A 12,475-nucleotide genomic window follows, 5' to 3' on the forward strand; every position below is an offset into this window, starting at 1 on the left:
CGAGTGCGGGGGTGCGGGCGACGGGGTGGGGACGTCCGCGGGATCGACCGGTGGGGAGAACCGTGGGTCCGGTCAGGCGGGGGTGCAGCGCGGGGCGGGGGTGCCCGCTGTGCCGTTCGCCGTGTAGCCGAACGAGGTGGTGGCGCCGGCGGCGAGGGTGCCGTTGGAGCCGGTGTCGCGGACCGTGATCCGGCCGCCGGAGACGGTGTGGGTGCCGTTCCAGAGGCTGGTGACGGTCGCGCCGCCCAGGTCCCAGTCGACCGTCCAGCCCGTGATCGGGCCGGTGCCGGTGTTCTTGACGGTGACCTCCGCCTGGTGGCCGCCGGGCCAGGAGTTGACCAGCTTATGGGTGGCGGTGCAGGCCTTGGCCGGCGTCGGGTCGGGGTCGGGATCCGGGTCGGGGTCGGGGGTGGTGCCGTAGGTCAGGCCGTGCCCGTAGGGGAAGAGCGGGCTCTTGCCGTCGCCGTCGTTGATGGGCTGCTGGGAGACGCCGCGCATCCACGTCATGGGCAGCTTGCCCGTCGGCGCGTGGTCGCCGAACAGTACGTCCGCCACTCCGCCGCCTTCGGTGCCGGGCAGCCAGGCCGCCAGCAGGGCCTGCCAGTCGGGCAGTTGTGCCGCGATGTCCAGCGGGCGGCCGGAGACCAGCACCACCACGACGGGCACCCCGCTCGCCTTCAGCCGGGCCAGGGTCGCCAGGTCCTCCTGGTCGAGGCCCATGCCGTCGGGGCGGTCGCCGCGCATCTCCGCGTACGGGGTCTCGCCGACGACGGCCACGGCGGCCGTGTAGCTGCCGTCGATGCCGTTGCCGTAGCGGTCGTAGGTGACCTTGGACGGGTCGGCGACCGCGGACCGGATGCCCTGGAGGACGGTGGTGCCCTCGGTGACGGCGCCGCTGCGGCCCTGCCAGCCCAGGGTCCAGCCGCCGCTCTGGTTGCCGATGTCGTCGGCGGACTTCCCGGCGACGAACAGTTTGCCCGTCTTCGGCAGCGGCAGGATCCCGCCGTCGTTCTTCAGCAGCACCTGTGAGGCGCGCACCGCCTGCCGGGCGAGGGTGCGGTGGGCGGCCGAGCCGACCGTGGAGGTGTACGAACGGTCGGTCAACGGCCGCTCGAACAGACCGAGCTGGAACTTCTTCGTCAGGATGCGCCGGTTGGCGTCGTCGATCCGGGCCTGGGAGACCCGGCCCGCGGTGACCTCGCCGCGCAGCAGGCTCAGGAACTTCTTGTAGTCGTGCGGGACCATCACCATGTCGACGCCCGCGTTGACGGCGGTGGCGATCTCCGCGCCGGTGAACCCGCTCTGCCCGTCGAGCTGGTCGACGGCGGCCCAGTCGGACACGACGAAGCCGGTGAAGCCCAGCTCGCCCTTGAGGACGTCGGTGACCAGGTACTTGTGGGCGTGCGAGCGGACCCCGTTCCAGCTGCTGTAGGACAGCATCACCGAGCCCACGCCGCGCTTGACCGCCTCCTTGAAGGGCGGCAGGTGGATGGCGCGCAGCTCGGCCTCGGAGATCTGGGTGTTGCCCTGGTCGACGCCGCCGGTGGTGCCGCCGTCGCCGAGGAAGTGCTTGGCGGTGGTGAGCACGGAGGCCGGGTCACCACCCAGGGTGTCGCCCTGCATCCCGGTGATGAACGAGGTCATGGCGGTGGGCAGTTCGGCCGTCTCGCCGAACGACTCGTATGTCCGCCCCCACCGGTCGTCGCGGGCCACGCACAGGCAGGGCGCGAAGGACCAGTCGATGCCGGTGCCGGCCACCTCCTCGGCGACCGCGCGCCCGACGCGCTGCACCAGGGCGGGGTCGCGGGTGGCGCCGAGGCCGATGTTGTGCGGGAAGATCGTGGCGCCGCGCACCGCGTTGTGGCCGTGCACCGCGTCGATGCCGTAGATCATCGGGATGCCGAGCGGTGCGGTCAGGGCGGTGCGCTGGAGGGAGTCGTAGGTGTCGGCCCAGGTCTGGGCATTGTTGGGGCTGACCGTCGAGTCGCCCCCGGAGAGCACCGAGCCGATGCGGTAGGTGGCGAGGTCGGACCTCGGGACCAGCGCGTCCTTCTCGATCTGGGTCATCTGGCCGAGCTTGTCGTCCAGAGTCATCCGGCCCAGCAGGTCGTCGACCCGCTGCGGCACGGGCAGCGACGGGTCCTGGTACGGCAGCGCGGCGGCGGGGGCGGCGGCCGGCTCGGGCGGGGAGGCGGCGGTCAGTGCGGTGACCGCGAGGGCGGCGGCGCAGAGGGCGGCGACGAGCGTGGGGCGGCGGGCGGAGCGGCGGGCGGGGGCTTCGGAGAGGAGCGGGCTCATGGCGGGGCCTTTCCGGGGGCGGTCCGGAGGGGCGGGAGGGGCGGGGGTGGTGCGCTCCGGGGTCCGCCCCGTCGGCGCAGGACGGAGCCCGGAGCGGGTCGGTGTGGCTCGGGTCAGGCGACCGAGCAGGTGGTGCCGTTCAGGGTGAACGCGGCCGGCTCGGCGAAGGTTGCGCTGTAGGTGCCCTGGAACCCGAAGGTCTGGGTGCCGCCGGCCGCGATGCGCGCGTTGTGCGCCACGGGGCTCGCCGTGACGGCGCCGGTCGCCCCGGACAGGGTCGCGTTCCAGGCGTTGCCGATCCGCTGCCCGGAGGGCAGGGTGAACCCGAGCTGCCAGCCGTCCACGGCGGTCGAACCGGTGTTCTTCACGGTCACGTTGGCGGTGAACCCGCCCTGCCAGACGTTGGTGTCGTACGCCACCTGGCAGCTCGCCGCCGGGTCGCCCGGGTCACCGGGGTCGCCGCCGCCACCGAGGTTCACGGCGGAGGAGAAGGAGTTCACCGTGAGCCCGGCGCCGTTCTGCCACGGCTCGAACCCGGCCTGAACGCTCGTCAGGTACCAGTTGCTCTGCGCCATGCCCCGGGCGACGGTCTGGTCGACGAAGTCCATGACGTCGAAGCTCCAGCTGCTGATCGCCGACGGGGCGACGAAGGAGATCACGTCGTTGGACCCGTTGCTGCCGGTCCACACCTCCCAGGAGCGCCCGGCGACGGTGGCGGTGCCGGTCTGCGAGCCGATCGGCTGGATCGGGCCGACCCGGTTGAACCAGATCATGATCTCGGTCCGGTTGACCCCGTCGGTGCGGGGCGTCGGGTCCAGCCAGATGTCGTACGAGGCGTTGTACACGGCGTTGGAGACGTAGCCGTAGGAAATGCTGCTCGGCGCACTGGAGATGGAGCTGATCTGCGCGGGGAGGTTGGTCCCCGGCGAACAGTTGGTGTAGTGGCAGCCGTTGAAGACGGACGGGTACGACTTGGGCGCGCCGTTGGTCGGCACCGAGCCGTCGGCCTGGGTGACCCGGAAGCCGGTGTCGGTCGCGGTGACGCACTGGGTGGCACTGGTGCCCCAGCGGTTGTTCTGGACGACGTAGCGGCCCTGGATCACGGTCGATCCGTACTGCTCGCAGATCAGCGTGTCGGCCTGGGCGGGCGCGCTGCCGGCGAGCAGCGCCGCGAGGGTGGTCAGAGCGGTGAGGAGCGCGCCGAACAGGGCGCGGGCGGTGCGGAGGCGGTGCGGTGACGATCGCATGCGGGGCCTCTCTCCGAGGGAACCGGATTTCGACAGGGGACGCTGTGCGGGTTCGGGTGTCGGGAGCGCTCCCATCTCCCCACTGATGGGAGCGCTCCCACCCCACCGGTTTCGGTCGCGACTGTAGGAGTCACCCCATGTTCCTGACAACCCTGTGCACACGAATCCGTCGAATGGATTTCGAAGCCGCAGGTCAGCGGGGTGGGATCGGTCGCCCGCTCAACAGGCAAGCCGGACAACGGAATTGGGAGCGCTCCCGAAAGTTGCGAGGAACGGGGCCGGGTGGGGACAGAGAACGGGGATCAGGAGGTGCACGTACGACCGTTGAGCGTGAACCCGGTGGGCGTACCCGACGGTGCCCCGCTCCCCTGGAAGCCGAAGCTCGCCGTGGCGCCCGCGGGCAGGGTGGCGTTGTGACCGGCGTCGGAGGCGGTGACGTCGGCTCCGGACTGGGTGACCGTGGCGTTCCAGGCGTTGGTGACCTTCTCGGCGCCCTGGAAGGAGAAGCCGAGCTTCCACCCGTTGACCGCTGCGGTCCCGGTGTTCTTCAGCTTCACCTCGGCGGTGAATCCGCCGTTCCAGGAGGAGCCGACGGTGTAGGTGACGGCGCAGCCTTCGGCGGGGGTGGGAGTGGGGGTCGGATCCGGGGTTGGGGTGGGGGTGGGGGTGGGAGTGGGAGTGGGAGTGGGGGTGCTGCCGTCGGGCAGGGTGCCCCACTGCCGGTCCGCGCCCTCCAGCAGGACGATGTTCGGGGCGTCCACCGGGGTGCTGCCCGGGGTGGTGGCGATCCGCTGGTACGACCAGTCGTTGCCGGGATTCCAGGCACCGGCGGAGCTGATCCGGAACTGCACCTCCTTGCGGTAAGCGGACTGGCCGGCGGGCGCGATCACGGCGTTGGAGCAGTCGACGGTGACGTAGTGGACGTCGCCCGCGTAACGGGTGGGCCCGGAGACCGGCCCGCACTGGTTGTAGTTGGTGGTAACGCTGATCTGGCTCGGCTGGACGCCCGGCTCCAGGGTGAAGTAGTAGCGCAGGGAGCTGTCGGTGAGGGCGCGGGCGGGCCAGGCGGACTTGTTGACGAGATAGGCCTTGATCTCGGTGAAGTTGGTGCCCGAGGCGTTCACGGAGGCCTGTACGGACATCTCCGGACCGTCGGGCGTCTCCGGCGTGGGGAAGTCGGTCTGGGGGGCGCCACCGTACTCGGCGTAGAGGCGGGCGAGGGCGCCGGTGAAGGCGGCGTTGTAGTCGGTGGCGACCTCGTTGTTGACGTAGTTCTGCCGGTCGTCGGTGTAGGCGTCATCGGCCGCGCTGGGCCCGCCGACGAGAGCGCCGTACAGCACGTGCCGGCTGTCGGCGGGGTTGGTGATCTGGTCGGACCAGGACCCGTGCGCCGTACGGTGATGGGGCTTCGTCGGCGGATTGGCCCCGAACCCCACGACGTAGCTGGAGCTGCGCGGATTGTCGCCGAGGGCGTAGTTGATCTGCCGGACGGCGAAGTCGTGGTAGCGGGCCTTGCGGGTGGGATCCCCGCTCAGCCAGTCGGAATAGACGAGCGCGGCGAACGCGGTGTTGGCGGCGTAACGCAGGGAGCCCCAGCTGTCGAGGACGGCCTGCCCGCCGGGCGAGTAGCGCACCCGGCTGCCGTTCACGCCGACGGTCCACCAGTCCAGCCAGCGGTTGGCGTCGTCGATGTACTTCTGCTTGCCGGTGAGCTGGGCGAGCAGGACGTAGGCGCCGTAGGAGCTGTCGTCCCAGGAGAGGGTCCAGCGGTAGGAGCGGGTGGAGGACTGGGGTTCGGTGGAGAGGTTGTCGTAGTAACTCTCGGCCTTGGCGAGGTAGGCGGGATCACCTGTGGCCTTGTGCAGCCAGATCGCACCCCACACCAGCTCGTCCCGGTAGCCGCTCCAGGAGTTGTAGTAGCCCTGGGCGTCGGTGATGCAGTCGCTGTACTCGCCGCGGTAGGTGTCGGCGAAGGAGTAGAGCTGCTTGGCGTGGGTGAGCAGCTTGTCGGCGTACGCGGCGTCGCTGTCCGCGAAGACCATCGAGGAGGCCGCCATGGCGGCGGCGGTCTGCCCGGCGAGGTCGGACCCGGGGCAGGAGGCGTCGACCTTGAAGGCGGGCCGCTCCATGGGCATGACTTCAGCGGGCCCCCACCAGGCGTGGTCGCGGCCGCCGTGCCCGACCTGTCCGTAGAGGACGTTGGGCGAGGGATGGGCCTTGACGAAGTAGTCGTTGACGAACCGGAGGTTGTTCTTCAGGTGCGTCCACTGGCCGGTGTCGGTGTAGGCGGCGCGCTCCTCCAGCCCGCCCCAGGCCAGCACGGTCGCCGAATACGCCATCGGCAGGCCGAACTTGACGTGGTCCCCGGCGTCGTACCACCCGCCGGTGAGATCGATGCCGACGTCCTTCCCGTCGTCCAGCGCGGAGTCGCCGCGCCAGCCGACCCGGTTCCAGTCCGGGAGTTCGCCGGACTGCTGGGCCTCATAGAAGAGGAGGGACTTCTGGAGCGCCTCGCCGTAGTTGAACGCAGGCGCGGCGGCGGAGGGGCCTGCGGCGGTGAGGGGGAGGAGCAGGCCGGCGGTGAGGGTGGCGGCGAGGGCGGCGGGGGCTGAGCGTCTGCGGCGGGTGAACGGGTTGAGGGAGCGCAGGTACGGGCGCAACGGATCGTCCTTTCCGTACGGCGGTGTGCGGGGAGGATGGATCGGGGTCGTGCCGTGCCATGTGGCATGCGTTGTGGTGTGCCATGCGGGGAGGCGGCCCTCGGGGCCATCGGTCGGGGGCGTGATGAAGCCCGGCGCCGGCTCACGTCCGCGGGGAGGCGTGCGGGAGCAGGCGCCGGGAGTCCTTTGGGAGCGCTCCCACGTGCTGGCCATGAAGCCAGGAGGGGCCTCCGGTGTCAAGAGAAGCGGACCAGGACAGATGCGCTGCGGCGGCTCGGGAGGGCTGCCGCACACCATGCATGGCGCGCTCAACTCCCGCTCTGCATAGGCCGATTGGGAGATGCGATGATGTCGATCATGGCTATCGAATCAGTGGTCGTGAGGCAACGCGTCGAGGATCTGGACGCGGCGGTGCCCTTCTACGAGAGGCTCACCGGGAGCACCGCATCCCGCTTCGCCTTCGCCGGGGTCACCCTGGCGAGTGTCGGCCCCTTCCTGCTGTTCAGCGGCCCGGACGACGCCGTGCAGCGCGTGGCCGGTGTGGCGGCCACGCTGACGGTCGCGGATGTCGACACGGTGGTGAAGGAAGCGGTGGAGGCGGGCGCCGAGGTGGTCGCTCCCACCGCCCCGACACCGAGCGGCCACCGGGCCGTGCTGCGGCATCCGTCTGGCGGGGTGTTCGAGTACGTCGGCCCCTGAACCAGCGTCGTGGCCTCGGGCTCGGCGAGACGGCGGCGCGCTTCACCGACGCCGGCCCGCGCCTGGCAGTCCTGGCGGGACACGGTTGCGGTCCTGTGGTCGTATGACGTCGTCGGATGAACCGAGCGCCGGTTCCGACAGCTCACGCCGACTCCCGCACCACCAACTGCGTCCGCAGGATCACATGCCGCCACGCCACCTCCGGCTGGTCCATCTCCTCCAGCAGCAGGCGGACCATCGTGCGGCCGATCTCCTCCAGCGGCTGGCGGACCGTGGTCAGCGGTGGGTCGGTGTGCTGGGCGAGCTGGAAGTCGTCGAAGCCGATGACCGCCACGTCGTCGGGGACGCGGCGGCCCGCCGCGCGCAGGACGGCGAGGGCGCCGGCGGCCATGGTGTCGGAGGCGGCGAGGACGGCATCGACCTCCGGGTGGCGTTCGAGGAGTTCGGTCATCGCGCGGCGTCCGCTCGCCTCGGTGAAGTCGCCCTCGACGGTCCAGGAGGCGTCACTGGACAGTCCCGCCTCGGTCAGGGCCTGCCGGTAGCCGCGCAGGCGGCACTGGGCGACGTACATGTCGAGCGGGCCGGTGACGGTCGCGATCGAACGGCGGCCGGTGCGCAGCAGGTGGGTCACCGCCTCCCGCGCACCGCCCACGTTGTCCGCGTCCACGTAGGTGATCTGCTCCTCGCCGGAGCGGCGGCCCAGCAGCACCGTGGGCAGGCCGGCGTCGGCGAGCATGTCCGGCAGCCGGTCCTCGGCGCGGACGGACATCAGCAGCACACCGTCGACCCGGCCGCCGCGCGCGTACTCGACGAACCGCTGCCGTTCGGCGTCCGTGCGGACCAGGGTGAGCAGCAGTTGTACGGAGGTGTCGGTCAGGGCGTCGCCGACGGCCGTGACCGTCTCCGAGAAGAACGGCTCGCCGAACAGCCGCCAGTCCCGCTCCGTCATCACCAGCGCCACGGCGTCGGCCCGCCGCCCGGCCAGCGAACGCGCCGCCAGGTTGGGCACATAGCCGAGTTCGGCGATCGCCTGCCGGACGGCGTGGCGCGTCGACTCCTTGACGCCCGCCTCGTTGTTGATGACGCGGGAGACCGTGCCCCGCCCGACACCGGCGAGGGTGGCCACCTGCTCCAGCGTGGGCGTCGTACCGGGCCGCCGTTTGACCATCATCACCCCCAAGGGCATCCGATCTTACGGGTGATCGAATGCCCTTGCGGACGTTCACCATCCCTCAGGCGCCGTACCTCTCCCTCAGCTCCACCTTCCGCACCTTTCCGGACACCGTCATCGGGAAGGAGTCGAGCAGCTGAAGCCTGCTCGGGATCTTGTAGTGGGCCAGCCGGCCGTCGCAGAACGCGCGCAGCTCCTCCAGCGTCAACGGGTCCGCGGCGTCGCGCGGGATGACGCAGGCCAGCACCTCCTCGCCGTACCGCTCGTGCGGCACCCCGACGACCTGGACGTCGGCGATCTTCGGGTGGGCGTAGAGGAACTCCTCGATCTCGCGCGGGTAGATGTTCTCGCCGCCCCGGATGATCATGTCCTTGATGCGGCCGACGATCTCCACGTAGCCGTCCTCCCGCATCACCGCGAGGTCCCCGGTGTGCATCCAGCGGCCCGCGTCGACGGCCTCGGCGGTCTTCTCGGGCTCGTTCCAGTAGCCGAGCATCACGCTGTAGCCGCGCGTGCACAACTCGCCTGCGGTGCCGCGTGGTTGGGTCACACCCGTCGCCGGGTCGACGATCTTCACCTCGATGTGCGGCAGGACCCGGCCGACCGTGGCGGTGCGGTGCTCCAGGTCGTCGTCCATACGGGTCTGCAGCGACACCGGGGAGGTCTCGGTCATGCCGTAGCAGATCGAGACCTGCTCCATGTGCATCTCGGCGACCACCCGCTTCATCACCTCCACGGGGCACGGCGAGCCCGCCATGATGCCCGTCCGCAGCGAGGAGAGGTCGTACGACGCGAAGTCCGGCAGGTTCAGCTCCGCGATGAACATCGTCGGGACGCCGTAGAGCGAGGTGCAGCGCTCCTGCTGGACCGCCTCCAGGGTGGCCTTCGGGTCGAAGGAGGGGGCCGGGATGACGATGCAGGCGCCATGGGAGGTGGCCGCCAGGTTCCCCATCACCATGCCGAAGCAGTGGTAGAACGGGACCGGCACGCATACCCGGTCATTCTCCGTGTATCCGATCAACTCCCCCACGAAGTAACCGTTGTTGAGGATGTTGTGGTGGGAGAGCGTCGCGCCCTTCGGGAAGCCCGTCGTGCCCGAGGTGTACTGGATGTTGATGGGGTCGTCGCAGGACAGCTCCGGGTACACGGCGGGTGTCCCGCCGCCCCGGTCCAGCAGTTCCTCCCAGCTCGGGTCGGCGAAGTAGACGATCTGCCTCAGCTCGGGGCAGTTTCCCCGCACCTGTTCGGCCATCGCCCGGTAGTCGCTCGTCTTGTGGCGGAGCGAGGCGAACAGGAGCGAGACGCCGGACTGTTTGAGGACGTACTCGACCTCGTGCGTGCGGTACGCCGGGTTGATGTTGACCATGACCGCGCCGATCCGCGCGGTGGCGTACTGGACGAGGACCCACTCGGGGCAGTTGACCGCCCAGATGCCGACCCGGTCGCCCTTGGCCACGCCGCTCGCGATCAGGGCGCGCGCCAGGTCGTCGACGTCCGCGGCGAACCGCGCGTACGTCCAGCGGCGGCCGGACGGGACGTCGACCAGCACGTCGCGGTCCGGCCAGGCGGCGACCGCGCGGTCCAGGCTCGCACCGATGGTGTCGCCGAGGAGCGGGGTCTCGCCGACGCCGTGAGCGTACGAGTTCACCGGAAGTCCTCCTCGCGGTACTCGGCGTCCGAGCCGGCCGCCGTGGCCTCGCGCAGCTCCACGCGGCGGATCTTGCCGGAGACGGTCTTGGGCAGGTCGGCGAACTCCAGGCGGCGGATGCGCTTGTACGGCGCCAGCGTCTCGCGGGAGTGCTCGAAGAGGACCTTCGCGGTGTCGGGGCCCGGCGTCCAGCCGTCCGCCAGGACGACGTACGCCTTGGGGACGGCCAGGCGCAGCTCGTCGGGGGCGGGGACGACCGCCGCCTCGGCGACCGCCTCGTGCTCCAGCAGGGCGCTCTCCAGCTCGAAGGGGCTGATCTTGTAGTCGGACGCCTTGAAGACGTCGTCACTTCGCCCGATATACGTCAGATATCCGTCTTCGTCCCTTGATGCGACGTCCCCCGTGCGGTAGTAGCCGTCGGCCATCACCTCCGCCGTGCGGTCGGCGTCGCCGTGGTAGCCGGTCATCAGACCGACCGGCCTCTCCGCGAGGTCCAGGGCGAGCTCGCCCTCCGTCGCGCCGGGTGCGCCGGTGACCGGGTCGAGGAGTTCGACGCGGTAGCCGGGGCTGGGGCGGCCCATGGAGCCGGTCTTCAGCGGCTGGCCGGGGGTGTTGGCGACCTGGACGGCGGTCTCGGTCTGGCCGAAGCCGTCCCGGATGGTGATGTCCCAGGCGCGCCGGACCTGCTCGATGACCTCGGGGTTGAGCGGCTCGCCGGCGGCGACGGCCTCGCGGGGCGGGGTGCGCAGCGCGCCGAGGTCCGCCTGGATGAGCATGCGCCACACGGTGGGCGGGGCGCAGAAGGTGGTGACGCCGGCGCGGTCCATCTCGGCCATGAGGCGGGCGGCGTCGAAGCGGGTGTAGTTGAGGAGGAAGACCGTCGCCTCGGCGTTCCAGGGGGCGAAGAGGTTGGACCAGGCGTGCTTGGCCCAGCCCGGTGAGGAGATGTTGAGGTGCACGTCGCCGGGCCTGAGTCCGATCCAGTACATCGTCGCCAGATGGCCGACGGGGTACGAGGTGTGGGTGTGCTCGACCAGTTTGGGGCGGGCGGTGGTGCCGGAGGTGAAGTAGAGCATCAGCGGGTCGTCGGCGCGGGTGGGGCCGTCGGGCGTGAAGCCGGACGGCGCCGTGTACGCCTCCTCGTACGGCAGCCACGGCCCGGCCGGGGCGCCGCCCACCGCGATACGGGTGTAGTCGCCGGGCACCTCGTCGAACTTCCCGGTGTCGGCCGCGCGCACGATCACCTGGCGGACCCGGCCGCGGTCGACGCGGTCGCGCAGGTCGGCGGGGCCGAGGAGCGGGGTGGCGGGGATGACGACGGCGCGCAGTTTCATCGCGGCCAGGGCGGTCTCCCACAGCTCGGCCTGGTTGCCGAGCATGACGAGGACGCGGTCCCCGGCGGCGACGCCCTGGGCGCGCAGCCAGTTCGCGACCCGGTCGGAGCGGTCGGAGAGTTCGGCGAAGCTCAGCCGGGTCTCGGTGCCGTCCTCCTCGACGATGTGCAGCGCGGTGCGGTCGTTGCCGTCCGCGATGACGTCGAACCAGTCCAGTGCCCAGTTGAAGTGCTCGGGCCGGGGCCAGGCGAAGCCGTCGTAGGCCGTGGCGTAGTCCTCACGGTGTGCCAGCAGGAAGTCCCGCGCCCTGCGGAAGTCCTCGGTCGCCGTCGTCATCTGTTCTCCCTCTGTCCGGACCGTTGCCGGGCGGCTCCCGGACATCGTGTAATCCGTGATGCAGGTCTCACTACCCCCTAACGGGGGTGTGCGCCGCAGGGCGCGGCGAGGAAAGGGCGAGCACGTGGGAGCAGACGCGGCGGACACGGCGGAGATACGGGGCGCGCTGCTGCGGCTGCGCCGGACGACCGGCCTTCCGGTGGCCTTCGGCGGTCTGGTGGAGGCGGGGCGGCCGCGGATGCGCATCACCGAGCTGACCGGGACGCGGACCCCGGCGCTGAGCGCGCTCGCGGTGACTTCCGGCAACGGTCTTGGCGGGAAGGCGGTGGCGCTGGGCCGGCCGTGCGCCGTGACCGACTACTCCGCCTCGCGGCAGATCAGCCACGAGTACGACGCACCGGTCGCCGTGGAGGGGCTGCGGTCCGTGCTCGCGGTGCCCGTCGTCGTACGGCGGCGGGTGCGGGGTGTGCTGTACGGCGCTCTGCGCACCGCGCAGCCGCTGGGCGACCGCATGCTGCACGCGGCCGTCGAGGCGGCGCGGGACGTGGAGCAGGCGCTGGTGGCGCGGGACGAGGCCCGCGGGCTGCTGGACACCGTACGGGCGGCCGAGCCGCGGGCCGACGCCGGAGCGGAACGCGAGCGGATGCGGGAGGCGCACGCGGCGCTGCGGGCGCTGGCGCCGCGGATCGCCGATCCGGCGCTGCGGGCGGAGCTGCTCGACGCGTGCGGGCTGCTCGCTCCGGGCCGCACGTCCCGCGAGGTGCGGCTGGCGCCGCGTGAGGTGGACGTGCTGGCCTGTGTGGCGGCGGGCTCGACGAACGCCGTGGCCGCCGAGCGGCTGGGGCTGCGCCCGGAGACGGTGAAGAGCTATCTGCGCTCGGCGATGCGGAAGCTGGGCGCGCGGACGCGGGGGGAGGCGGTGGTGGCTGCGCGGCGGGCGGGGGTGTTGCCGTAGGGGCCCCGGCATGAGCGCCGTAGGGGTTCTGAAGTCTGGCGGCCGCGGGCTCGTCGTGGTTGCTCGCGCAGTTCCCCGCGCCCCTTCCGGGCGCACCCGGAGTCGCCCCTTCGGAGCGCTCCCGCGT

8 protein-coding genes are annotated in these 12,475 nt (G+C 71.4%); 2 read left to right on the forward strand and 6 right to left on the reverse strand.

Annotated elements, in window-relative coordinates:
* Window positions 1-72: 72 nt before the first annotated feature.
* The 3 genes from ACZ42A_RS19625 to ACZ42A_RS19635 form a co-directional block, all read right to left on the reverse strand.
* Window positions 73-2,298 carry a glycoside hydrolase family 3 N-terminal domain-containing protein gene (locus tag ACZ42A_RS19625; protein ID WP_468528494.1) on the reverse strand — a complete coding sequence of 742 codons (2,226 nt, stop codon included), beginning with the start codon at window positions 2,296-2,298 and terminating at the stop codon, window positions 73-75.
* Between the two features lie 113 nt (window positions 2,299-2,411).
* Window positions 2,412-3,545: a glycoside hydrolase family 12 protein gene (locus tag ACZ42A_RS19630; protein ID WP_468528495.1), complete on the reverse strand. Its 1,134-nt coding sequence runs from the start codon at window positions 3,543-3,545 to the stop codon at window positions 2,412-2,414.
* 302 nt (window positions 3,546-3,847) lie between these two features.
* Window positions 3,848-6,205 carry a glycoside hydrolase family 9 protein gene (locus tag ACZ42A_RS19635; protein WP_468528496.1) on the reverse strand — a complete coding sequence of 786 codons (2,358 nt, stop codon included), beginning with the start codon at window positions 6,203-6,205 and terminating at the stop codon, window positions 3,848-3,850.
* 357 nt (window positions 6,206-6,562) lie between these two features.
* Between ACZ42A_RS19635 and ACZ42A_RS19640 the strand changes: the two genes are divergently transcribed.
* Window positions 6,563-6,904 (forward strand): VOC family protein, encoded by a 342-nt coding sequence (locus ACZ42A_RS19640; RefSeq protein ID WP_468528497.1) that lies wholly within the window; start codon window positions 6,563-6,565, stop codon window positions 6,902-6,904.
* A 142-nt stretch (window positions 6,905-7,046) separates the two neighbouring features.
* Here the strand turns inward: ACZ42A_RS19640 and ACZ42A_RS19645 are convergent, their stop codons facing one another.
* From ACZ42A_RS19645 to ACZ42A_RS19655, 3 genes are all read right to left on the reverse strand, one after another.
* Entirely contained in the window at window positions 7,047-8,072 is a 1,026-nt protein-coding gene (locus tag ACZ42A_RS19645; protein ID WP_468528772.1) for a LacI family DNA-binding transcriptional regulator, read from the reverse strand.
* A gap of 64 nt (window positions 8,073-8,136) precedes the next feature.
* Window positions 8,137-9,723, reverse strand: a complete 1,587-nt coding sequence (locus ACZ42A_RS19650; protein ID WP_468528498.1) for an AMP-binding protein — start codon at window positions 9,721-9,723, stop codon at window positions 8,137-8,139.
* Window positions 9,720-11,393 carry an AMP-binding protein gene (locus ACZ42A_RS19655; RefSeq protein ID WP_468528499.1) on the reverse strand — a complete coding sequence of 558 codons (1,674 nt, stop codon included), beginning with the start codon at window positions 11,391-11,393 and terminating at the stop codon, window positions 9,720-9,722. The genes ACZ42A_RS19650 and ACZ42A_RS19655 overlap by 4 nt, the downstream gene beginning before the upstream one ends.
* Window positions 11,394-11,517: 124 nt before the next feature.
* Here ACZ42A_RS19655 and ACZ42A_RS19660 point away from each other — a divergent pair, with 124 nt between their 5' ends.
* Window positions 11,518-12,348, forward strand: coding sequence for a response regulator transcription factor (locus tag ACZ42A_RS19660; protein ID WP_468528500.1), 831 nt, complete (start codon window positions 11,518-11,520; stop codon window positions 12,346-12,348).
* The last annotated feature ends 127 nt before the right edge of the window (window positions 12,349-12,475 follow it).

This window comes from Streptomyces sp. NPDC030838, from assembly GCF_055572035.1.